Origin of the sequence: Rodentibacter myodis, assembly GCF_001999305.1 — a bacterium.
Taxonomy (GTDB): Bacteria; Pseudomonadota; Gammaproteobacteria; order Enterobacterales; family Pasteurellaceae; genus Rodentibacter; species Rodentibacter myodis.
Window position 1 is genome coordinate 224,004 of sequence record NZ_MLHQ01000011.1, and the last position, 24,600, is coordinate 248,603.

At 41.6% G+C, this 24,600-nt stretch carries 21 protein-coding genes; 12 read left to right on the plus strand and 9 right to left on the minus strand.

Annotated features, from left to right (window positions below; all coding sequences use genetic code 11):
* Window positions 1-49: 49 nt before the first annotated feature.
* From BKL49_RS06040 to araA, 6 genes are all read left to right on the plus strand, one after another.
* A complete protein-coding gene (locus BKL49_RS06040) occupies window positions 50-1,063 on the plus strand; it encodes an arabinose ABC transporter substrate-binding protein (RefSeq protein WP_077423700.1) in 1,014 nt (337 codons plus the stop codon).
* An 81-nt stretch (window positions 1,064-1,144) separates the two neighbouring features.
* Window positions 1,145-2,647, plus strand: coding sequence for an L-arabinose ABC transporter ATP-binding protein AraG (gene araG / locus BKL49_RS06045; protein ID WP_077423701.1), 1,503 nt, complete (start codon window positions 1,145-1,147; stop codon window positions 2,645-2,647).
* 31 nt (window positions 2,648-2,678) lie between these two features.
* Window positions 2,679-3,656: an L-arabinose ABC transporter permease AraH gene (gene araH / locus BKL49_RS06050; RefSeq protein ID WP_077423702.1), complete on the plus strand. Its 978-nt coding sequence runs from the start codon at window positions 2,679-2,681 to the stop codon at window positions 3,654-3,656.
* Between the two features lie 25 nt (window positions 3,657-3,681).
* Entirely contained in the window at window positions 3,682-4,521 is an 840-nt protein-coding gene (gene araC / locus BKL49_RS06055) for an arabinose operon transcriptional regulator AraC (protein WP_244151962.1), read from the plus strand.
* A gap of 234 nt (window positions 4,522-4,755) precedes the next feature.
* Window positions 4,756-6,354 (plus strand): xylulokinase, encoded by a 1,599-nt coding sequence (locus BKL49_RS06060; RefSeq protein WP_077423703.1) that lies wholly within the window; start codon window positions 4,756-4,758, stop codon window positions 6,352-6,354.
* Between the two features lie 30 nt (window positions 6,355-6,384).
* Complete coding sequence (araA, locus tag BKL49_RS06065; protein WP_077423704.1) at window positions 6,385-7,872, plus strand: L-arabinose isomerase; 1,488 nt, start codon at window positions 6,385-6,387, stop codon at window positions 7,870-7,872.
* 53 nt (window positions 7,873-7,925) lie between these two features.
* On the opposite strand, the gene hldE is transcribed toward araA, so the two are convergent.
* Window positions 7,926-9,356 carry a bifunctional D-glycero-beta-D-manno-heptose-7-phosphate kinase/D-glycero-beta-D-manno-heptose 1-phosphate adenylyltransferase HldE gene (gene hldE, locus BKL49_RS06070; protein ID WP_077423705.1) on the minus strand — a complete coding sequence of 477 codons (1,431 nt, stop codon included), beginning with the start codon at window positions 9,354-9,356 and terminating at the stop codon, window positions 7,926-7,928.
* An 86-nt stretch (window positions 9,357-9,442) separates the two neighbouring features.
* Here hldE and BKL49_RS06075 point away from each other — a divergent pair, with 86 nt between their 5' ends.
* From BKL49_RS06075 to gltS, 4 genes are all read left to right on the plus strand, one after another.
* Window positions 9,443-10,378 carry a Kdo(2)-lipid IV(A) acyltransferase gene (locus BKL49_RS06075; RefSeq protein WP_077423706.1) on the plus strand — a complete coding sequence of 312 codons (936 nt, stop codon included), beginning with the start codon at window positions 9,443-9,445 and terminating at the stop codon, window positions 10,376-10,378.
* A 78-nt stretch (window positions 10,379-10,456) separates the two neighbouring features.
* The gene (gene parE / locus BKL49_RS06080; RefSeq protein ID WP_077423707.1) at window positions 10,457-12,355 is read left to right on the plus strand and encodes a DNA topoisomerase IV subunit B; all 1,899 of its coding nucleotides are present in this window, start codon (window positions 10,457-10,459) and stop codon (window positions 12,353-12,355) included.
* A 125-nt stretch (window positions 12,356-12,480) separates the two neighbouring features.
* Entirely contained in the window at window positions 12,481-14,727 is a 2,247-nt protein-coding gene (gene parC / locus BKL49_RS06085) for a DNA topoisomerase IV subunit A (protein WP_077423708.1), read from the plus strand.
* Window positions 14,728-14,778: 51 nt separating this feature from the next.
* Complete coding sequence (gltS, locus tag BKL49_RS06090; protein WP_077423709.1) at window positions 14,779-15,996, plus strand: sodium/glutamate symporter; 1,218 nt, start codon at window positions 14,779-14,781, stop codon at window positions 15,994-15,996.
* 51 nt (window positions 15,997-16,047) lie between these two features.
* Here gltS and BKL49_RS06095 read toward each other — a convergent pair whose 3' ends face one another.
* From BKL49_RS06095 to metC, 3 genes are all read right to left on the minus strand, one after another.
* Window positions 16,048-16,554 (minus strand): DUF2301 domain-containing membrane protein, encoded by a 507-nt coding sequence (locus BKL49_RS06095; RefSeq protein ID WP_077423710.1) that lies wholly within the window; start codon window positions 16,552-16,554, stop codon window positions 16,048-16,050.
* Window positions 16,555-16,634: 80 nt separating this feature from the next.
* Window positions 16,635-17,990, minus strand: a complete 1,356-nt coding sequence (mpl, locus tag BKL49_RS06100) for a UDP-N-acetylmuramate:L-alanyl-gamma-D-glutamyl-meso-diaminopimelate ligase (protein WP_077423711.1) — start codon at window positions 17,988-17,990, stop codon at window positions 16,635-16,637.
* 105 nt (window positions 17,991-18,095) lie between these two features.
* Window positions 18,096-19,286 (minus strand): cystathionine beta-lyase, encoded by a 1,191-nt coding sequence (gene metC / locus BKL49_RS06105; protein ID WP_077423712.1) that lies wholly within the window; start codon window positions 19,284-19,286, stop codon window positions 18,096-18,098.
* Between the two features lie 139 nt (window positions 19,287-19,425).
* On the opposite strand from metC, the gene BKL49_RS06110 reads away from it, so the two are divergent.
* Both BKL49_RS06110 and pgsA read left to right on the plus strand, forming a co-directional pair.
* Window positions 19,426-20,028 (plus strand): peroxiredoxin C, encoded by a 603-nt coding sequence (locus tag BKL49_RS06110; RefSeq protein ID WP_077423713.1) that lies wholly within the window; start codon window positions 19,426-19,428, stop codon window positions 20,026-20,028.
* A 102-nt stretch (window positions 20,029-20,130) separates the two neighbouring features.
* A complete protein-coding gene (gene pgsA, locus BKL49_RS06115) occupies window positions 20,131-20,691 on the plus strand; it encodes a CDP-diacylglycerol--glycerol-3-phosphate 3-phosphatidyltransferase (RefSeq protein WP_077423714.1) in 561 nt (186 codons plus the stop codon).
* Window positions 20,692-20,998: 307 nt separating this feature from the next.
* Here pgsA and BKL49_RS06120 read toward each other — a convergent pair whose 3' ends face one another.
* The 5 genes from BKL49_RS06120 to BKL49_RS06140 form a co-directional block, all read right to left on the minus strand.
* Entirely contained in the window at window positions 20,999-21,688 is a 690-nt protein-coding gene (locus tag BKL49_RS06120; RefSeq protein ID WP_143530820.1) for a hypothetical protein, read from the minus strand.
* Window positions 21,689-21,898: 210 nt separating this feature from the next.
* Entirely contained in the window at window positions 21,899-22,552 is a 654-nt protein-coding gene (locus tag BKL49_RS06125; RefSeq protein ID WP_077423716.1) for an IS1595 family transposase, read from the minus strand.
* Window positions 22,553-22,583: 31 nt separating this feature from the next.
* On the minus strand, window positions 22,584-23,189 hold the full coding sequence (locus BKL49_RS06130; RefSeq protein ID WP_077423717.1) for a hypothetical protein: 606 nt from the start codon (window positions 23,187-23,189) through the stop codon (window positions 22,584-22,586).
* A 66-nt stretch (window positions 23,190-23,255) separates the two neighbouring features.
* Window positions 23,256-23,618 carry a hypothetical protein gene (locus BKL49_RS06135; RefSeq protein ID WP_077423718.1) on the minus strand — a complete coding sequence of 121 codons (363 nt, stop codon included), beginning with the start codon at window positions 23,616-23,618 and terminating at the stop codon, window positions 23,256-23,258.
* Window positions 23,618-24,600, minus strand: a 983-nt coding sequence (locus BKL49_RS06140; RefSeq protein WP_143530821.1) for a VENN motif pre-toxin domain-containing protein, incomplete at its 5' end; no start/stop codon positions are given. The genes BKL49_RS06135 and BKL49_RS06140, both read right to left, overlap by 1 nt.

Here is a 24,600-nt window from a genome sequence, read left to right on the forward strand (position 1 = left end):
GCATATTATATTGATTTTATTAGCAAATTAATCTTATGGGAGAATCAATATGAAATTTACGAAAAGAACATTTCTTAAATCAACAATGGCAATAGCCCTTTTATCCCTTGCCGGTTTTCATTCCAACTTAGCATATTCCAGCTCTTCAGAAACCATCAAATTAGGCTATTTGGTCAAACAGCCTGAAGAGCCGTGGTTTCAAACAGAATGGGCGTTTGCAGATAAAGCCGCAAAAGATTTAGGTGATGTACAAATCATCAAAATTGCCGTGCCTGATGGTGAAAAAACCTTAAATGCTATTGATAATCTTGCTGCCAGTGGTGCAAAAGGCTTCGTGATTTGTACGCCTGATCCACGTTTAGGCCCGGCGATTATGGCAAAAGCACGTTCCTATGATTTGAAAGTGATTACTGTTGATGATCAATTCTTAAATGCCGCCGGTGAACCGATGAACAAAGTGCCGATCATTATGATGGCTGCCACTGAAATTGGTGAACGCCAAGGGCAAGAATTGTATAAAGAAATGCAAAATCGAGGCTGGGACGTAAAAGATACGGCGGTATTAGCCATTACCGCCGATGAATTGGATACCGCACGCAGACGTACCGAAGGATCAATTTCCGCATTAATCAAAGCCGGTTTCCCTGAAAAACAAATCTATAAATCACCAACTAAGAGTAACGATATTCCGGGTGCTTTAGATGCCGCAAATTCAATGTTGGTGCAACATCCGGAAGTAAAACATTGGCTGATTGTCGGTATGAATGACAATACGGTTTTAGGCGGTGTACGGGCAACCGAAGGACAAGGGTTTAAAGCGGAAAATGTGGTGGGTATCGGCATTAATGGCGTTGATGCCGTTAACGAACTTTCCAAACCAAATACGACAGGTTTCCTCGGCTCTTTGTTACCAAGTCCTGATGTTCACGGTTATCGCAGTACCGAAATGCTCTATAAATGGGTTAAAGAGGGTGTTGAACCGGAAAAATACATTGCCGTGAAAGATGTTGTTTTCCTAAAACGCGACAACTTCAAAGAGGAACTTGCTAAAAAAGGTTTATAACACCTTATCCATCATCCTGTTGGTATTCGTAAAATCGGATACCAACACCTATCTCAAAATAATCTGAAAAAGGAGTTCGATATGCAGATTCCCTACTTAGAATTTGACAATATCAGCAAAGCCTTTCCCGGTGTAAAAGCATTACAAAATGTCTCCTTTAAATGTTATGAAGGCAAAGTTCACGCATTAATGGGGGAAAACGGCGCAGGTAAATCGACATTACTCAAAATTTTAAGCGGTAATTATTTACCGACCGAGGGTAAATTGTCTATTGGCGGCAGAATGATGACCTTCAAAAATACCAAAGAAGCCCTACTTGCCGGTATCGCAATTATTTATCAAGAACTCAATATCGTGCCGGAAATGACCGTTGCCGAAAATCTTTGCTTGGGGCAACTGCCGAATGCGTTTGGTATCGTTGATAAAAAAGCATTAGTCGCAAGAACACAGCGTTATCTGGATAAATTGGAACTTAATATTTCACCGAATACCCCCTTAAAAGAACTTTCTATCGGACAATGGCAAATGATTGAAATCGCCAAAGCATTAAGCCGAGGTGCAAAAATCATAGCTTTTGACGAACCCACCAGCAGCCTTTCTGCACCGGAAATTGAGAAATTATTTAGTGTCATAAACGAATTAAAACAAGAAGGCAAAGTCATTCTCTACGTTTCTCATCGAATGGAAGAAATTTTCCGTATCAGCGATGAAATTACCGTATTGAAAGACGGACAATTTGTCGAAACCTTTTCTGATTTAAGCAAAATTGATAATGATGTACTGGTTCGTAGTATGGTTGGACGAAATCTTGGTGATATTTACCACTATCGCCCACGTGAAGTAGGAAAAACCCGCTTAAAACTGACCGCACTTTGTGGCACAAAACTTAAAGGCAACTTTGATCTGGAAGTGCGTGCCGGTGAAATTTTGGGCTTATTCGGTTTGGTGGGTGCCGGTCGTTCCGAATTGTTGAAAATTATCTTTGGTGCCGATGCAATGACATCGGGAACGATTGAGTTAGACGGTCAATCCATCCATATCCAAAAACCAAAAGATGCGATTGAACAAGGCATTGTGCTTTGTCCGGAAGATCGTAAAAAAGAAGGTATTATTCCAACGGCAACGGTTGGAGAAAATATCAACATCAGCGCACGCCGTACCCATAATTTTTTGAAATTTATCATTAATGAGAAATGGGAACGTGAAAATGCCGAAAAACAATGCCAACAAATGAATGTAAAAACACCGTCAATCGATCAAATTATTGTGAATTTATCCGGCGGTAATCAACAAAAAGCGATTTTGGGGCGTTGGTTATCGGAAGATATTAAAGTTCTGCTATTGGATGAACCAACCCGTGGTATTGATATTGGAGCGAAATCCGAAATCTATGACCTGATTTTTAAACTTGCCGATGAAAAACTGGCAATTATTGTTGTCTCCAGTGATTTGCCGGAGGTCATCGGATTATCGGATCGCATTATGGTAATGCGATCTCAACAAATAATGGGGGCCATCGAACGACAAAATGCAACGGAAGAAAATATCTTGAAGCTGGCAATGGTTGAAAGTAAAACCGCTTAACGTATAACGAATTAATCTGGGAGGTATCTCTATGAACGCAGCAAATTCAGCAGAAAAACATCAAATTGGGATGTTAAACAAAATTTGGCATTCCTATGGAATGTTGCTTATTTTCTTTGTGATCTTCATCGCATCTTGTCTTTTTATTCCAAACTTCGCCACCGTTATCAATATGAAAGGGCTGGGCTTAGCCATTTCAATGAGCGGAATGGTCGCTTGCGGTATGTTATTTTGCCTTGCCGCAGGAGAAATCGATCTTTCTGTGGCATCCGTTATTGCTTGTGCAGGCGTTGTAACCGCCGTGGTATTAAATTTAACGCAAAATATTTTCCTCGGCATTTCTGCAGGTCTTGGTCTGGGAGCGTTAATTGGATTGATTAATGGTTTCGTCATTGCAAAATTAAAAATTAATTCTCTCATCACAACACTTGCCACAATGCAAATCGCACGTGGCTTAGGCTATATTATTTCAGATGGGAAAGCTGTCGGTATCACTACCGAAGAATTTTTCGATATTGGTTATGAATCTATCCTCGGCGTTCCACTACCAATTATCTTCACTATTATTTGCATTACTATTTTCGGCTTTCTATTAAGCAAAACCACTTACGGACGTAACACTCTTGCGATAGGCGGTAACGAAGAAGCCTCTCGTTTAGCCGGTATTAATGTTGATCGTACCAAACTCACTATCTTTGTCGTTTCAGGTTTGATCTCTGCGCTCGCCGGAGTGATTTTAGCCGCCCGAATGACCAGCGGACAACCAATGACTTCTATCGGATTTGAATTAGTTGCTATTTCGGCTTGCGTACTTGGTGGGGTTTCCTTAAATGGTGGTGTGGCAAAAATTTCCTTCATCATTGCCGGTGTCTTGATTTTAGGCACAATTGAAAATGCAATGAATTTACTGAATATTTCACCTTTTGCACAATATGTGGTGCGCGGATTAATTTTGCTTATTGCGGTCATTTTTGATAAATATAAACAAAAATTTATTAAAGCATCGTGATTCCAACAAAATGAAACAAAATGAGATGAATAAACAATCCAATCCGCTTCTTCCCGGCTACAATTTTGGCGCTTATTTAGTAGCGGGTTGCACACCCATTGAAAAGGGCGAAGAACTGGACTTCACCATTAATCGCCCCAATGGAATGAAAGGTTACATTATTAATCTCACCATTAAAGGCAAAGGCACAATTTTCAGTGGAAAAAGTGCCTTTGATTGCTCCGTTGGTGATTTGCTGTTATTCCCACCTAATGCCATTCATTACTACCACCGTGCAGAACAAGTGGAGCAATGGCATCACCAGTGGATTTATTTCCGTCCAAGATCCCTATGGTTAAACTGGCTAAATTGGAGTAACACCGTTCAGCATATCGGACGCTTAACCATTCCTGATATGCAAAACTATCAAGATATTCTTCAGTTATTTCAATCAATAGAGAAAGAATACAATTCGGATGATTTATTGAGTGAAGAAATGTCAATGTGTTTATTAGAACAACTTCTTATTAAATGTTTTAAATTAGATCCTTCCAATAAACAGCGTTTACTTGATCCCCGCATTTTATCTACCTGCCATTTTATTACGGATAATTTAGATAAAAATTATAATATTGCCGAAATTGCCGCCCATATCCATATTTCCCCTTCTCGCTTATCACATCTTTTTGTTCAACAAATCGGCACAGGGATTATCAAATGGCGGGAAGAACAAAGAATGATAAAAGCAGAATATTTACTACACGCCTCTAATGCCCCGATTTACCATATAGCCCGCCAATTAGGCTATGATGATCAACTCTATTTTTCACGTCTTTTTAAACGTCACTCGGGATTAAACCCTTCTGAATATCGCAATTCAAGATAACCTATCTTGATGATTTATCATTAAAAACATCTCTTCCTAAGAATAAGGCAAGGGATTTTTTATTAATGATATTGAATAAAAATATGACCCACATCACAAAATATCATAGCCGACTATTTTATCCATATAAATAGCATATTTCCCCTCACTGCCCTTAAAAATTAAGACTAAGATTTCCCCAAGTTTTTATACAAACATACTTTATTCATCTAAATTTTAGTTAGGGAGGAAATAATGCCTTCAAATAAAGATCTTATCCGCAATGGAAATATTGCTATTGGTATTGAATTTGGTTCGACCCGAATCAAAGCAGTACTGATTGATCCCCTTGGAAATATTCTGGCAAGCGGTGGTTTTAACTGGGAAAATCAGCTACTTGATGGGATATGGACTTATTCTCAAGAAAGCATTTGGCTGGGATTACAAAAGGCTTATCAAGCCCTAAAACAAGCCGTTAAAGAAAAATATAATTTGCCGATCACCTCGGCGCAAGCTCTCGGCATTAGCGGAATGATGCACGGTTATATTCCTTTTGATCGTCAAAAAAATCAGCTCGTCCCGTTTCGCACTTGGCGGAATAATTTCACCCTAAAATCTTCGCAAAAACTGACCGCACTTTTTCAGCACAATATCCCGCAACGTTGGAGCATTGCACATCTTTATCACGCCATTCTCAACCAAGAACCACACGTTGCGCAAATTGATTACCTCACGCCCCTAAGCGGTTATGTTCACTGGATGCTAAGCGGTGAAAAAGTGCTTGGTATCGGCGAGGCATCCGGAATGTTCCCGATTAACCCACAAACAAAATCCTATGATCAATTAATGTTGGATAAATTCGATCAACTCATTGAAGAGAAAAATTATCCTTGGAAAATCACTGAAATTCTACCGAAAGTATTACCCGCAGGACAAATCGCCGGTTATTTAACGGAATCCGGCGCACGTTTGTTAGATCCAAGCGGACAATTGCAAGCCGGAATCAAAATGTGTCCGCCTGAAGGAGATGCAGGTACAGGAATGGTTGCGACCAACAGCATTAAAGAAACGACCGGTAATATTTCCGCCGGCACTTCCGCATTCGCTATGGTTGTATTAAAAAAAGCCCTTTCTAATGTTTATGAGCAATTAGATATGGTGACAACACCCGCCGGTAAACCTGTTGCTATGGCACACGCCAATAATTGCACAACGGATATTAATGCTTGGATCACTATTTTCGGTGAATGTTTAGATTTATTTGGTGCAACACAAGATACCAATCCTCTTTATGAAAAACTGTTCCAACACGCTCTGCAAGGGGATAACGACTGCGGCGGCTTACTGTCTTATGGATTTTATTCCGGCGAACACGGTGTCGGCTTGGAAGAAGGTTGCCCGTTATTTCTTCACCCGACCAATAGTCTCTTTAATCTTGCCAATTTGATCCGCACACATCTATACAGTGCTTTCGGGGCAATGAAATTAGGGATGGATATTTTAATGAAGCAGGAAAAAGCCGAGATTACACAAATTCTTGCCCACGGCGGAATTTTTAAAACGCCGAATGTCGCCTCAAAAATTCTTGCCTCCGCCCTTGATGTTCCCGTTGCGGTGATGGACACGGCATCCGAAGGCGGTGCTTGGGGCATTGCACTTCTCGCTAATTATCTCACCTATGCCCCAACGCAATCATTAGAACAATATTTAGACAAAACAATCTTTAAAAATACCGCACTTTCTCTTAGCGAACCTGATCCGCTGACAAAACAAGGATATGAAAAATTTATGCAACATTATACGCAAGGTATATCCATTGCAAAAACAGCGGCAAACTTTGCCTCAAATAAATAATCACACCATTTAATGAACAGGAGTAACACGATGGAATTTCTCAAAAAACTTGAAGTCTGGTTTGTTGTGGGTAGCCAACATTTGTATGGCGAAGAAGCACTACAACAAGTGAAAAAAAATGCAACGCAGATCACAAATTACTTGAATGAACAAAATCCGTTTATTCAAATTAAACTCAAATCATTAGCGACCACACCGGACGATATTCTCAATATTTGTCAAGACGCCAACAATACGGATCAATGTGCCGGCTTAATTGCGTGGATGCATACCTTCTCGCCCTCTAAAATGTGGATCGCTGGTTTATCCCAACTGACAAAACCCCTCTTGCAATTTCACACCCAATTTAATCAAAACATTCCTTGGAATGACATTGATATGGATTATATGAATCTGCATCAAACCGCTCACGGTGATCGTGAATTCGGCTTTTTAGCCGCACGTTTACGCAAGCCAAGAACCATTGTTGTCGGTCATTGGCAAAGTGAAACGGTGCAACAAAAACTCGATTGCTGGATGCGTGTTATTGCGGCAATTTATGATCAAAAACACTTAAAAGTGGCACGTTTTGGCGACAATATGCGTGAAGTTGCTGTAACGGAAGGGGATAAAGTAGAAGCACAAATCAAATTCGGTTACAGTGTAAACGGCTATGGTGTTTATGAATTGGTTAATGCCATTGAACAGGTTACAGAAGAAGAGATTAGTGCTTTAGTTCGGGAATATGAAGCCAATTATCAACCGGCAGATTGTCTGCAAAAAACAGGCGAAAAACGAACCGCACTTTTAGATAGCGCACGGATTGAATTAGGGTTAAAAGCATTTTTAGAAAAAGGCGGTTTTAAAGCCTTTACCGATACCTTTGAAAATCTCAACGGATTAAAACAACTTCCCGGCTTGGCGGTTCAACGTTTAATGCAACAAGGTTATGGCTTTGGTGCTGAGGGCGACTGGAAAACGGCGGCATTAGTGCGGGCAGTGAAAGTAATGGGCTACGGCTTGCCAAAAGGTTCTTCCTTTATGGAAGATTACACCTATAACTTAGATGAAAATAACGAAGTTGTATTAGGCGCACATATGCTCGAAGTTTGTCCCTCTATTGCACAGGATAAGCCGATCTTAGACATTAAACCGCTCGGTATCGGAGGTAAAGAAGATCCCGTCCGTTTGATTTTCACCGCCAAAGCCGGTGCTGCCGTTAATGCAACCATTGTCGATATGGGCAATCATTTCCGAATGATTGTTGCCGATATTGAAGCGATTGATAAACCACAACCAATGCCAAATTTACCGGTAGGTCACGCTTTTTGGAAACTACAACCAAATTTTGATATTGGCACACAAGCGTGGATTCTTGCCGGCGGCGCACACCATAGTGCATTTAGTTTAGATGTTGATGCCGAAATGTTACGCACTTTTGCCGAACATTTTGGTATTGAATTTATTCACATCAATCGTGATACCAATCTCGCCACGCTAAAAAACGAACTTCGTTGGAATGAAATTGCATATAAATAAACGCATTTTTAGATAAAACAAAGGTTGGGCATTCCCAACCTTTTCTTTTCCATTTAATCTTTCAATGCTTTAATCTTTTCAATCACATTTGTGGTTGAGCAGCCGTTTTCAAAGTTTAGTACTTTGACCTCTCCACCGTTTGCCCAAACTTCTTGGCTGCCGGCGATTTCTTCCGGTTTATAATCCCCACCTTTAACCAGTAAATCAGGCAGAATTTCGCCAATTAAGCGTTGTGGCGTGTCTTCAGTAAATGGCACAAGCCAATCTACGGAAGCCAAGCCTGCAAGCACTGCCATTCGGGTTTCAAGGTTATTGATTGGGCGACTTTCACCTTTCAAACGTTTTACCGATTCATCACTGTTTACGGCGACAATTAAGCGATCACCCAATTTTCGGGCATTTTCAAGATAAGAAACGTGTCCCGGGTGCAAAATATCGAAACAGCCGTTTGTCATCACAATTTTTTCGCCTCGTGCTTTTGCTTGTGCAACGGCTTCTTTAAGTTGAGCCTCGTTCATTATGCCAAATCCGCTTTCCGGACGGGCGTGAAGGGCGTTTTCCAGTTCCACGGTGGAAACCGTTGAAGTCCCCAGTTTGCCCACCACAATCCCTGCGGCAACATTGGCAAGATAACAAGATTCTTCAAAAGAACGTCCATCTGCCAATGCCGTTGCCAACACACTAATCACGGTATCTCCCGCCCCTGTTACGTCAAAGACTTCTTTTGCCACCGTTGGCAAATGGTAAGGTTCTTGATTTGGGCGAAGTAAGGTCATCCCTTTTTCGGAACGGGTGACTAAAAGTGCGGTCAATTCAATGTCTGAAATAAGTTTTAAACCTTTTTCGATAATCTCTTGTTCGGCATTGCATTTTCCCACCACCGCTTCAAACTCCGACATATTCGGCGTGAGTAAGGTTGCGCCACGATAACGCTCAAAATCCGTCCCTTTTGGATCAATGAGTACCGGCACATTGGCTTTGCGGGCAATTTGGATCATTTGTTGCACGTCTTTTAAGGTGCCTTTGCCATAATCGGAAAGAATCAAAGCGCCGTAATTTTTGACCGCACTTTCTAATTTAGCCAGTAAATCTTGGCAATCCACATTTTGGAAATCTTCTTCAAAATCAAGGCGTAAAAGCTGTTGATGACGGGATAATATACGCAATTTAGTGATTGTCGGGTGGGTATTTAACGCCACAAAATTGCAATCAATATGTTGGGTTTTCAATAAACGGGAAAGGGCTTCACCCGTCTCATCTTGTCCAATCAATCCCATTAATTGCACCGGCACATTTAAAGAAGCGATATTCATCGCCACATTTGCCGCACCGCCTGCACGTTCTTCATTTTCCTGCACACGCACCACCGGCACCGGCGCTTCCGGTGAAATACGGTTGGTTGCGCCAAACCAGTAACGATCGAGCATTACATCGCCTAAAACAAGCACTTTTGCCTGCTTAAATTCCGCTGAATATTGAGCCATTTTGTTCTCTCTCATAAAAAAATTGGGGCGATTTTACCACAAGTCATTTTTACGTTAAACTACGCCACCATTTTGCAAGGATTTTTATGAAAAACACCAAACTTCCGACTTTTCAACGTGCTTTTCTTGCGCCGAAATATTGGGGCTTTTGGCTCGGCGTGGGAATTTGGCGTGCATTGTTATTACTCCCCTACCCTATTTTACGGCATCTCGGCAACGGTTTAGGTTGGCTTTTTTCACGCCTAAAAGTGGGAAAACGCCGTGCTGCCATTGCACGCCGTAATCTTGAACTTTGCTTTCCCGATATTTCGGCAACCGAACGCGAAGCCCTCTTGCAAGAAAATTTACGTTCGGTGGGAATGGCAATCATTGAAACCGGAATGGCGTGGTTTTGGTCGGATTCTCGCATAAAAAAATGGTCAAAAATTGACGGATTACATTATCTAAAAGAGAACCAACAAGACGGCATTATCTTTGTGGGTGTGCATTTTTTAACCCTTGAACTGGGTGCGCGTATTGTAGGTTTGCACCACCCCGGTTTAGGTGTGTATCGACCAAATGACAACCCTGCTTTCGATTGGCTACAAACCCAAGGTCGCTTGCGTTCAAACAAAGATATGCTTGATCGTAAAGATTTGCGTGGAATTATTAAAGCCATTCGCAATGGTGAAACCATTTGGTATGCACCGGATCACGATTATGGAAGAAAAAATGCGGTGTTCGTTCCCTTTTTTGCGGTGAAAGAGGCTTGCACCACCACCGGCAGTTATTACCTATTAAAATCATCGCCAAAAAGCAAAGTGATTCCTTTTGCCCCACTTCGCAATCAAGACGGTTCAGGCTATACCGTGAGCATTTCCGCCCCGGTGGATTTTAGCGATTTGGATGATGAAACCGCCGTTGCGGTGCGAATGAATCAAATCGTAGAAAAAGAAATTATGAAAGGTGTCAGCCAATATATGTGGTTGCACCGCCGGTTCAAAACCCGCCCACAAGAAAGCGATGTAAGCCTATATGATTAAAAGTGCGGTCGAAAATGACCGCACTTTTTGATAGAATCACGCACAATTTTTCAAATTTAACTATAACTTTATTTCAATATGACAACCAACTATTCCGCCCAAGAAATTACGGTTTTAAAAGATCTCGAGCCGGTGCAAATTCGCCCCGGTATGTACACCGACACCACCCGCCCCAATCATCTCGCCCAAGAAGTCATTGATAATAGTGTAGATGAAGCCCTCGCCGGATTTGCGACAAAAATTGAAGTGATTTTGCACGAAGATCAATCCATTGAAGTGATTGATAATGGTCGAGGTATGCCGGTGGATATTCACCCAACAGAAGGCGTTTCCGGCGTGGAGGTTATCCTCACCAAACTTCACGCCGGCGGTAAATTTTCCAATAAAAACTATGAGTTTGCCGGTGGTTTGCACGGGGTAGGGATTTCAGTGGTAAACGCCCTTTCCGAGCGGGTGGATATTCAGGTTAAACGCAATGGCGAAGTGTACAAAATCGCCTTTGAAAACGGCGTGAAAGTGGAAGAATTGGAAGTCATCGGCACTTGTGGCAGACGCACCACAGGGACAAGCGTGCATTTCAAACCAAATCCTAAATATTTTGACAGTGCAAAATTTTCCGTCACCCGCTTACGCCATTTGTTACGTGCCAAAGCGGTGCTTTGTTCCGGACTTGAAATCAAATTCGTTGATAAAGTCAATCACACACAAGATGTATGGTTGTATGAAGACGGATTATCCGATTATCTTATTGAAGCCGTGAATGGTGATGAAACCTTGCCTGAAAAACCGTTCGTTGGTGAATTTAAAGGCTCAAATGAGGCAGTAAGCTGGGCATTATTATGGCTGCCGGAAGGGGGAGAACTCATTGGTGAAAGCTATGTAAACCTTATTCCCACCATTCAAGGCGGTACACACGTAAATGGTTTACGCCAAGGCTTACTGGATGCGATGCGTGAATTTTGTGAATTTCGCAATTTGTTGCCACGAGGCGTAAAACTAACCGCAGATGATATTTGGGATCGCTGTTCCTACATTCTTTCCCTCAAAATGCAAGATGCCCAGTTTGCTGGGCAAACCAAAGAACGCCTGTCTTCACGTCAAAGTGCGGTCTTTGTCAGCGGCGTTTTGAAAGATGCCTTCAGTTTGTGGCTCAATCAAAATGTGCAAGATGCGGAAAAACTTACAGAAATGGCAATCAGCTCGGCACAACGCCGTTTGCGTGCCGCCAAAAAAGTGGTGCGTAAAAAATTAGTCAGCGGTCCTGCATTACCGGGTAAATTAGCCGATTGCGGTTCACAAGATTTAGAAAAAACCGAACTCTTTTTAGTGGAAGGGGATTCTGCAGGCGGCTCGGCAAAACAAGCACGCGACCGTGAATATCAGGCAATTTTGCCATTACGCGGAAAAATTCTGAATACTTGGGAAGTCTCGCCGGAACAAGTGTTAGGCTCGACTGAAATTCACGATATTGCCGTTGCACTCGGCATTGATCCGGATAGCGATGATTTATCTCAACTTCGTTATGGCAAAGTGTGTATTCTCGCCGATGCGGATTCTGACGGTTTACATATTGCCACCCTACTTTGCGCGCTGTTCCTACGTCATTTTCCGAAGTTGGTGCGAGATGGACACGTTTATGTGGCAATGCCACCGCTTTACCGTATCGACTTAAATAAAGAAGTGTTCTACGCCTTAGACGAAAGTGAAAAAGAGGCAATTTTAGATCGCCTAAAAACGAAAAAAGGCAAGCCGAATGTGCAACGTTTTAAAGGTTTGGGTGAAATGAACCCAGCCCAACTGCGTGAAACCACAATGGATCCCAATACCCGCCGCCTTGTACAACTCACCTATGATTTAGGTGAAGATCAAGGTGCGGAAACCTTAGAATTAATGGATATGTTATTAGCCAAAAAACGCTCGGAAGATCGGAAAAATTGGCTGCAGAATAAAGGCGATCAGGTGGATTTGGCGGTGTAAATAGCCTAAATCACTTTTAGCGACTTTCAATTTTTAGGTAATTTTCTTCTATTTGAATATAAAAAATTTCCCTGAAGAAAATTGAAACACGCAAACAACAAGTTTTAACAACAAGAAAAGATAAAATGACCACAAACATCAATTACGAAGGCATAGAACAAATGCCGCTGCGCACTTTCACCGAAAGTGCTTATCTCAACTACTCGATGTACGTGATTATGGATCGTGCATTGCCTTTTATCGGCGATGGTTTAAAACCGGTGCAACGGCGGATTGTTTATGCAATGTCCGAACTCGGTTTAAACGCCACGGCAAAATACAAAAAATCCGCCCGCACAGTCGGTGATGTATTGGGTAAATTCCATCCACACGGTGATTCCGCCTGTTATGAAGCGATGGTATTAATGGCACAACCGTTTTCTTACCGTTATCCATTGGTGGACGGACAAGGCAACTGGGGCGCACCGGATGATCCTAAATCTTTCGCCGCAATGCGTTATACAGAATCACGCTTGTCTAAAATTTCCGAAATTTTACTCGGTGAACTTGGACAAGGCACGGTAGATTATCAACCAAACTTTGACGGCACATTGGAAGAACCCCAATATTTGCCTGCCCGTTTACCCCATATTTTGCTAAACGGCACAACCGGTATTGCAGTGGGAATGGCAACCGATATTCCACCACACAATATTAATGAAATTGCCGATGCGGCGGTAATGCTATTGGATAATCCGAAAGCCGGCTTTGATGAGGTACTCAATATTGTGCAAGGGCCGGATTTTCCAACGGAAGCGGAAATTATCTCCCCGAAAGCAGAAATTCGTAAAATTTACGAACTGGGGCGTGGGTCAATAAAAATGCGTGCCACGTGGAAAAAAGAGGAAGGCGAAATTGTCATTACCGCCCTCCCACATCAATCTTCGCCCTCAAAAATCATCGCCCAAATCGCCGAACAAATGACGGCAAAGAAACTGCCAATGGTAGAAGATATTCGTGATGAAGCGGATCACGAAAATCCCATTCGGATTGTGATCGTACCACGTTCTAACCGTGTCGATAGCGAAGCATTAATGGCGCATTTATTTGCCACCACCGACTTAGAAAAAAGCTATCGTGTGAATATGAATATGATCGGGCTTGATCATAAACCGGCGGTGAAAGGCTTATTACAAATTCTGAATGAATGGCTTATTTTCCGCCGTACCACAGTAACCCGCCGTTTGCAATATCGCTTAGATAAAGTGCTTTCCCGCCTGCATATTTTAGAAGGCTTGATGATCGCCTTTTTGAATATTGATGAAGTGATTGAAATTATTCGCCACGAAGATGATCCCAAAGCAGAATTAATGGCACGTTTCAATTTAAGCGATGAACAAGCCGATGCGATTTTAAACTTACGCTTACGCCATTTGGCAAAATTGGAAGAACATCAACTCCGTGCAGAACAAGACGAGCTGGAAAAAGAGCGGTCAAATTTGGAAGCGATTTTAGCATCGGAACGCCGTTTAAATACCTTGATTAAAAAAGAAATTCAAGAAGACGCGAAAAAATACGCCAGTCCACGAATGTCGCAATTAGTCGAGCGTGAAGAAGCCAAAGCAATTTCTGAAAGTGAAATGACACCGGCTGAACCCGTTACGGTGATTTTATCGGAAATGGGCTGGGTGCGTTGTGCCAAAGGACACGATATTGATCCGAAGGCACTCAGCTATAAAGCCGGTGATGGCTACAAGGCTCACGCCTGCGGTAAAAGCAATCAGGCGGTTGTATTTATTGATAGTACCGGACGTAGTTATGCGCTCGATCCGCTCACTTTACCTTCGGCACGTTCGCAAGGTGAACCGCTCACGGGGAAATTAACCCTGCCTGCCGGGGCAACCATAGAACACGTGGTAATGGAAGCCGAGCAGCAAGAATTACTGATGTCATCAGATGCCGGCTATGGCTTTATCTGTAAATTTGAAGACTTAATCGCCCGTAATAAAGCGGGAAAAGCCTTGATTTCTTTACCGGAAAATGCAAAAGTACTGCCGCCAAAAATTCTGCCAAATTCAACCGCACTTTTGGTTGCCTTAACTTCAGCCGGCAGAATGTTGATCTTTCCGGCACAGGATTTACCGGTATTATCAAAAGGTAAAGGCAACAAAATCGTGAGTATTTCAGCCGCCGCAGCCAAAGATCGCAGCGAATTATTGGTGAAATTATTGCTCATCTCAGAGCAAGCCAATCTTGAATTTCATTCCGGCAAACGAAAAATCACATTAAAATCGGAAGATCTACAAAAGTTCCGTGCCGAACGAGGCAGAAAAGGCTCACAACTGCCCCGCGGTTTACACAGTAATGTGGATATTGTGGTGGTTGAGCCGTAACATCATCTTTAACTTCTCTAAACTAACTAAAACAACTAGGAGGAATATTTAGTGAATATTGTTTTTGATACTTATCAAACACTTGCCTTAGCGAGCCTTGTTTTATTATTGGGCTATTTTTTGGTGAAACGCATTAGCGTCCTTAAAAGTTTTAACATCCCCGAGCCGGTTGTAGGCGGATTTATTGTGGCAATTGCCCTCTTTATTTGGCATCAAATAGACGGCACATCCTTTACCTTTGAAAAGAATTTACAAACAACGATGATGTTGGTTTTCTTTTCATCCATTGGTTTAAGTGCAAACTTTGCCCGTTTAATCAAAGGTGGAAAACCCTTAATTATTTTCCTTTTTGTGGCAGCAGCCTTAATCTTTTTCCAAAATGTCATCGGCGTTGCCAGCACGCAAATTTTAGGCATTGATCCGGCATACGGTTTATTGGCAGGTTCGATTACCTTAACCGGTGGTCACGGTACCGGTGCGGCGTGGGCGGAAACCTTTATTAAAGAATTTAACCTACCGGCAGCAACGGAAATTGCGATGGCTTGTGCCACCTTTGGTTTGGTTTTCGGTGGGATTATCGGCGGCCCGGTGGCACGTTTCTTACTTCACCGCCAAAAACAAAATGAAAATCCTGAAAATGATGAAGTGGATGATGTACAAGAAGCCTTTGAACACCCCACTTATCAACGTAAAGTCAATGCACGTTCGATCATTGAAACCATTGCAATGATGTCTTTCTGCTTATTAATCGGTCAATATTTAGATAGCATTACAAAAGGCACGGCACTGCAATTACCAACTTTCGTTTGGTGCTTGTTCACCGGTGTGATTATTCGTAACGCCCTCACCCACCTGTTCAAATTCCGTGTGGCAGATTCCGCCATTGATGTGCTTGGTAGTGTCGGCTTATCTATCTTCTTAGCCATTGCATTAATGTCATTAAAACTGTGGGAATTAGCCGGTCTTGCCACCGATGTGTTGGTGATTTTGGCAATCCAAGTGGCATTTATGGCGTTCTTCGCAATCTATGTCACCTATCGGGTAATGGGGAAAGACTACGATGCGATTGTATTAAGTGCAGGACACTGTGGTTTCGGTTTAGGGGCAACCCCTACGGCGGTGGCGAATATGCAGGCAATCACAAGCCGTTTTGGTGCTTCCCATAAAGCCTTCTTAATCGTGCCAATGGTGGGCGCATTCTTTATTGACTTAATCAATGCCTCCGTATTAAAACTCTTCCTTGCACTGGTCACTTATATGCACGCCTAGAAAGAGATCAAAAAAGAGCGGTTAAATTCCGCTCTTTTTTATATCCCCTCATTAAATTTGATACTTTGTTTTATCCCCAATATCAAAATATAACGGCATTCGCCATTTTTGTATGGCAAGGATCAATAATAATGCCCCAACGATAATCGAGAAAATTCGAGTCAATACTCCCCCTTCAAACACCCAAGCAAACCATAGTGCCGCCACAAAAAAAGGTTGGAAATTCAATAACGGCACGCGGAAGCAAAAATATTCTTTAAAGCAAAGTCCGCCCAATGTAAGCAATGCCCCGCCTAATGCCAATTCATTCCAGCCTAAAATCGCACACACTAACCCCATCCAAGTGGCAAATTGAAAAATTAAACGAAAATGTTTGAGATAAATATGCAAGGAAGAAGCACAACAGGTTGCGGCGAGCAAAGTCGCTATTTCGGCTTTCGCCGGAAACCAAGTGAGCAATAAAAGACTAAAACCGGCAATTAAAAATCCGGTTCGATAAATCACAACGGTGATTTTATCCCAACTATCCATTGGGGATTGAATATGGGGATCCGCCATTTTTTTCTCCTTAATGTTCCATTTTATAAAAAAGTGCGGTCAGAAAAGTTCTCTTTTTTTGACCGCACTTTGAAGTAGGATTATTTCAGTTTATCTAAAATCTTTTGATGAATACCGCCAAAGCTGCCGTTTGACATCACGAGAATATGATCCGTTGGTTGTGCTTCTGCAACAATCATATCTACCAGTTTGTCAATATTGGCACTCCAATGTGCCGGTTGGACACATTGGGCGGCGATTTCTGCCACTTCCCAAGGGATATTGTCCGGTTGTAGCATAAAGACGACATCTGCCCTGCCTAATGCCGGTGCAATTTCATCTTTATGTACCCCCATTTTCATCGTATTTGAACGGGGTTCAAGCACCGCAAGAATCCGCACACCGCCGCCCACTTTATCGCGTAATGCGGTTAAGGTGGCTAAAATTGCTTCCGGATGATGGGCAAAATCATCATAAACCGTCACGCCGTTTACTTCGCCTTTGACTTCCAAACGGCGTTTGGCATTAATAAACGATCCCAATGCTTCACAGGCTTTTTCAATGGAGATACCGGTATGATAAGCCGCAGCAATCGCCATTAATGCATTGTGCATATTGTGTTCACCCACAATATTCCATTTTACCTCTGCCATTTTTTCGCCATTGTGGAATACGGCAAAATGGGAAGCATCGGTGGTAATGCGTTGTGCAAACCATTCTTTATTTTTTCCGATAAATTGTTGTTCCGACCAACAGCCCATTTCCAATGTTTCTTTCACGCTTTGTTCATCGGCAAACGACAAAATACGTCCGCTTTCGGAAATGGTGCGAATCATATGATGGAATTGACGTTGAATCGCTTTTAAATCATCAAAAATATCGGCGTGATCAAAACTAATATTATTGATAATCAGGGTTTTAGGATTGTAGTGAACAAACTTAGAACGTTTATCGAAGAATGCCGTGTCATACTCATCCGCTTCAATGACAAAGAAATCACTTTCGCCTAAACGGGCGGAAGTGCCAAAATTGCCGGCAATGCCACCAATTAAGAAACCGGGTTTTAAGCCATTTTGTTCCAAAATCCAAGCAAGCATACCGGTTGTCGTGGTTTTACCGTGCGTACCGGAAACCGCAAGCACCCAGCGATTTCGTAGTAAATGATCGTGCAGCCACTGCGGGCCTGATGTGTAAGGTAGGTTGTTTTCTAATACATATTCCACACAAGGGTTGCCGCGTTTCATTGCATTACCAATAATCACCATATCCGGTGCCGGTTGAAGTTGTTCAACCTCATAATGAGGAATAATGTCAATTCCCTGCGCTTGTAAAAATGTACTCATTGGTGGATAAACATTGGTATCCGAACCTGTTACTTTGTAGCCCATTTGCTTGGCAATCATCGCCACGCCACCCATAAATGTGCCACAAATACCTAGAATATGAATATGTTTCATTGCTATCTCTTTATACGAAAAAAACGGCGGCTATGATAAATCAACTCAAAGAATGAGTAAATAAGGGCTTGTTGACCAAGCCCTTGTGCCGCCTTAAAAAACCAATTAGACAATTCGTTCAAATCCTGCTTTGAGATCGGCAATTAATTCTTCCGGATCTTCAAAGCCGATATGAACCCGAATGAGCGTTCCCTCAATTTTTCGTGCTATATTCGGACGAATTTTGGCAATTTCTTCCGGTTGATTGCACAAAATTAACGATTCAAAGCCTCCCCAAGAATAGGCCATGGTGAACAATTCAAAATGATCCATAAACTGTGCCACTTGTTCATCCGTTAAGCGTTGAGTGAGTTCAAAAGAAAACAATCCGCTTGCTCCACTGAAATCACGCTGGAAAAATTGATGTCCGGGGCAACTTGCTAACGCCGGATGATACACGGCTTTCACTTGAGACTGTGCAGATAACCACTTCGCGACTTTTAAACCATTTTCGTGATGTTGTTTCAAACGTACTGCCAAGGTGCGAATTCCACGCGCGGTGGTATAAGCGGAATCTGCATCCACCATTTGTCCCATAAGATAAGAATGTTCGCGTAGTTGATCCCAAGTGCGGTCATTTGCAACGGCAGTTCCGATCATCACATCGGAATGTCCAACCAAATATTTCGTTCCCGCTTGAATGGAAATATCAATTCCGTGTTCCAATGCCTTAAATAAAATGCCTGCTCCCCAAGTGTTATCAATCATAATGACAATTTCAGGATTGACGGCGCGAACGGCTTTGACTATCGCCGGAATATCAGGCACTTCCATTGTGATGGAGCTTGGCGACTCTAAAAATAAAACTTTGGTATTTGCCTGTACCAACTTCGCCATATCCGCACCAATTAAAGGATCGTAATAAGTGGTTTCAATCTGCATTTTTTTCAAAATAATATTGCAGAAATCCTGTGTCGGTTCATACGCCGCCCCACTCATCAAGATATGATCACCTGTTTTAACGAAAGATAAAATCGCATTGGTTACCGCCGCCGCACCGCAAGGATAAAGGTAGCAACCCGCCCCGCCTTCCATTTCACACATTAAATCTTGCAATGCAAAATGCGTTAATGTGCCACGGCGACCATAGAATAATTCCCCTTTATAACGATTTTTTGTGCAATGTTTTTTATCTGCTATGGTGTCGAATACAAGAGAAGAGGCACGTTGAATAACCGGATTCACCGCACCTTGAGAAAAGCGTTTATTGCGTCCTGCGTGAACCAATGTTGTGGATAATGCGTGATTTTTTAACATATTTCACCTTTCGTTAAATGATATTGATTAATTCGATAGATAAAATCAGCTGTAAAAGTGCGGTCAAATTTTTTAAAATATTATCCGCGTTTAGTATCAGCAAAATTTTTTTCACTTTAAATATAGAGGAATTATGACTATGGTATTAGTAACTCGTCAAGCACCAGATTTTACTTCATCTGCGATTTTAGGTAATGGTGAAATCGTTGATAATTTTAACTTCAAAAAACATATTGAAGGCAAAGCAGCTGTAATTTTCTTCTACCCATTAGACTTCACTTTTGTATGCCCATCAGAATTAATTGCATTTGATCACCGTTATGAAGAATTTAAAAAACGCGGCGTTGAAGTGGTTGGTGTTTCTATCGACTCTCAATTTACGCATAATGCGTGGCGTAACACCCCTACTGAAAATGGTGGTATCGGTCAAGTTAAATACGCATTAGCGGCGGACGTTAAACACGAAATTGCACAAGCGTATGGTATTGAACATCCAGAAGCCGGTGTTGCATTGCGTGCATCATTCTTAATTGATAAAAACGGCGTAGTTCGTCACCAAGTGGTAAACGATCTTCCACTAGGTCGTAACATTGATGAAATGTTACGTATGGTTGATGCGTTGCAATTCCACGAAGAACACGGCGAAGTTTGCCCTGCTCAATGGGAAAAAGGCAAGGAAGGGATGAAAGATAATCCTGAGGGCGTTGCAAAATACTTAAAACAAAATGCCGACAAACTTTAATTTTTAAAAATCCTACAAGAAAGCCACGCCATGTGGCTTTTTTTATATACATAGATCCTTTAAAATAAGCATCTCGTTAAGCAAAAGTGCGGTCAATTTTCTATGAAATTTAATATTCCGATTTTTATTACCCTTTTTCGCGTCATTCTCATTCCTTTTTTTGTTATCGCATTTTATTTACCTATTGAATCTTCGCCTTTTATTACTACCCTGATTTTCTTCATCGCCGGAGTTACCGATTGGCTTGATGGCTATCTTGCAAGAAAATGGAAACAAACCACGCGTTTTGGGGCTTTTTTAGATCCCGTTGCCGATAAAGTGATGGTGGTGACGGCTTTAGTCCTTATTGTGGAATATCAGCATAGTTTTTGGATCACCATTCCCGCCATTATTATGATTTCTCGCGAAATTATTATTTCTGCCTTGCGTGAATGGATGGCTGAACTGGGTGAACGCAGTAAAGTCGCGGTTTCTTGGTTAGGAAAAGTCAAAACCACCTCCCAAATGCTCGCACTCGGCGGATTATTATGGCGATATAATATTTATATGGAAATCCTTGCCATTATCTTACTTTACGTTGCAGCAATTTTAACAGTCTGGTCGATGATACAATATTTAAATGCAGCAAAAGGAAGCCTTCTAGACGAACTAGAAACCAAATAAACAGAGAAATAATAATCTATATTTAGCATGCAACCCCAAATACAAAAATTCAAATACTGATTTTTAGCATGCAGAAAATCCAAATTATTTAAGTCAAAAGAATTTAATTCTAGATCGGAATAATATTGTTAAGTTAGTAAAGGATTCGAGTTTTCGATCAATGGATTAAGAGTTCGCTATTCTACCGATTGAGCTAACGCCCCAACGGTAGAATTTTAAAGAAGTTTTTATAAAGTAATGCTCGAAATCAGACTTAAACTGACTCACTTCGAGAAGCAAGGGATTTTAAATTGTAGAAGAGCGACACTTATACTCCCCTCTTTTTACGTCTATCAAACTCCTCTCTTGGCATTATGGTGCTGAACAATCCTACTCTTTCCGTGTGTTTCACATATTCCGAGCTGCTGTCTTCGTAGCGTTTGAATTTATACACGACATCATTCATCAGGCTTTCGTTGAAAACGTTTAATTTCACCAGTAATTCAAAATCTTTTTGAGTTAAGCTAGTTACTTTATAGAACAACCGCGATTCAAGTTGGGTAATGACATCACGCAGGCAATGCTCACAGTAGTCGGTGAGATACATAAACACTGGAATACATGTGGCAAATTTAATCAGTTTTTCCTGCACTTGTTTACGCAAGGATTTCTTTTCTTTCTCGGTTAATTCTCTTTTTTCTTTTGGCATTAAATCATCACCTTTTTCTTTTTTTAGTTTTTTTATTTCCTTGGATCTATTAAGAATGATTTCAATATCTTGATTTAAGGAACGAAATCCCTCAACCTTATCTAGAATCGCCTTTGCTTCTTCATTGTCCATTAAACGTTCCAAAGTCTCATCATCCACGTTCACCAGCAAGGCACTTCCCAACGGCGTGGCGGTTGTGCCGCTCAACACGCCTGCGGTATCAATTTGTTTCATTGAGCTGCCGTCATACGCCAATACTGGCAAGAAATGGGTAAACTCTGCCACTTTCTGTTCAGGATTGCTGTTCACCGTATCCAAACGGCAACTGTATTGTATTCTGCGATTTGCCGCAAAGCGCGGTCTAGGGCAAAGTCAAATACATAGCATTGTTGTTTTTAATATCAAGAATATTATGATATTTGTTACCCAATATTAACTTACATTGATAATTCATCAAATCAGAATCAGCTTCACTACCTTTTGCTGTTCGATTATTTTTGGGGCTGACGTAGATTAGCCCTAAATTTCACACCATTTTCGCAATGTTTTTAACTGCTCTTTTGGTGTCCCAAAGTTAAACCGAAATTCACATTCTTTCAAGAATAAAGGAAAACTTTTTCGGTCTATTCCATTATATTTTCGGAGTATCCACTTGGCTTGACTCCAAAAATTTTCAATGCCGTTGATATGGTTTTGTTTCACCGCAAACAACTCCGAATGGTTAATCCGTTCGTGGTGAAATTCGCTTACATCAAGGGCATCATAACTACGATACGTATCGGTATAAACCCAGCTGTCAGGCTTGATTTTCCTTGCTATAACAGGCATTAGCGTTGTTGTCTTCGTATTATTAACGACCACAGTAAACACTTTACCTTGCCGTTTCAATATCCCAAAAACAGCCACTTTTCCTGCCGCCCCACGACCTCGTTTTCCTTTACGATATCCACCGAAATAGCTTTCATCCAACTCAATTTGTCCATCAAATACCTCATCCGCTTCAAGGGATAAATGATAGCTGATGACCTCACGGATTTTGCGGTAAAACAGGATTGCTGAATTAGGCTGAATACCGAGTAAATCTGCGGCTGATCGTGCCGTAACTTCTAACACAAAAAATTCAAGGAGTTTCTTCTGTATAGATTTCTTTAATTTACAATGAGTTATCTTCATTTTTGTAGATTAACATACTAGCTAATCTACGTCAGCCCCAAACATTATTCTGCACCAACGCTGTTAATCGACGTGTTGCCTCAAGCTCAGCCCCTTGCGAATAAAGATTCTCTGCGGATAATTGAACATTACCGCCCCCTTTAATTTGGCTAATTTCCACATCTTCTCTTAATTCATTGCGATAAGAGTTACCACTACCCATCTTTTCATCAAAACCGACCGAAAGTGCGGTCAAATTGAGGTCAGTTTTAGCACTCACTTGGGTCTCGCCTTTACCCTCATTGATTATCGCCGCTCCTAACAGATTAATTCGATTGGCACTCACGGCAAGCGTGCCGTTTTCACCTTTAACGTGTAACAATGCTTGGCGGTCAAGATTCGTTTGGTGACGTCGATAGCCGTCAAGATTGACTTCGGTGGTTTTGCTCGTGCTTTGATGCGCTAAATCACCTTTTACGTTTAATAATAACGCGTCATCAGCCTCAAACACGCCACCAATATTATGCATGTCTCCCAACACTTGTGCAGCAACCGTACCACCTGAGACTTTACCGCTATTATGAACCGATTGGCTGTCTAACATCACTAACCGTCGTCCAGCAACCGTACCTTGATTGACCAGCTCTTGGGGATACATAACTACGTGTGTGGATTTTTCAAATCCACACACCCTACGCTTGCTACCTTGCTACGCTGGCTTTTATTATTTACATAGGGGTGAATCATATTCATACAGGAATTCAATAGTTGTAGCTGTATTGTTGTGTAGAGTTATTAAGTTCTCATTCTTACAATAAACATTTTCTCCCATTTCTGAATACCCTCGTTTAGAAACAAAATCTTTATAAATTTGCAATTCTCCAAGTAATCTAAATTTAAGATTGATATATCTAAAGCCGATATCTTGGTATAGAATTTTATCTTTAAACTGAACATTTAAAACCATATAAAGTCGCTCACCTTCTTGTTTTTTAGTGTAGTTATACCCAATGCTACCAGAAAAAATACCATATAAAACTGAAGCAATAATGATGAACAAATTTACTATAAATAGTTTCTTTTTCATTACTTTTCTCTAGTAACTCTAAACATTACATCTGTACTAATTGAATATCCGCCACCGATACCCCCACCCGTAGATATGTATGCCTTAGGAAATTGTTTAGTTGGCATAGTGACACTTACGCTTCCACAATATCCAACAGCTGTGCAAGCAGTTCCACCTATACTCCCTCCCCCTAAAACATTATTTATTGAACGTCCCAAATTCTTTTTCTCCTGTTGATCAAAATTAGTAATCCAGCCAGCCTCTAAGTTTGTTGAAATACCCCCTCCTGATAAAATAGGAACTTGAGATACTCCTCCCCCAACAAATACATCAAGCGTTCTTAAATTAATAGCAAATTTACCACTATATTTATATATAGCCACACCTCCCGATACATAATGTGGAGCTACCTCATTTGCTACTGATTTTATTGCGCCAACTGGATTCTCTTTTATTTCTTTTATAGTATCTTTTGTGGCTTGTTCCTCAATCGGCTTGACGATCTCATCCGCTTTAGCTTTAACCCAAAGTTCTTTCGTATATTCAGGATTCTTAGCCGCTTCAATAAAACCAAAGTTATTTTCAACCGCTCTTTTAGCGGTTTCTGCTCCGGCAACCGCAAGCGCCATTCCCCCACCATTTTCTTTGATTACATTATTCGCTTTAGCTGTAATAGCCGCCGCCAATCCACCTGCCAGTTGGCTCAAGGTGCTGATATTCTCTTTCTCATTTGCAGTCAATTCACTTACCGGTTTGCCGTAAGCTCGCGCAATGATTTCAGCAGTGGCTTCACCCGTCACGCCCGCTACCGCTCCCGTCAACGGGTCTTTGCCTGTAACTTGGAACTCTACAGCAGAAAGTAACGCATGCGCTATCAGGTTTGTCGCCTTGTCTTTTGCCGTATCACCTTCTGTCATTTTATGAATCTCTCGGTTGACATAAGGCGATGCCAGCGCAACCAAACCGCTTGTCGTGTCATTCTGTGCCGCCGCTTGAAGTG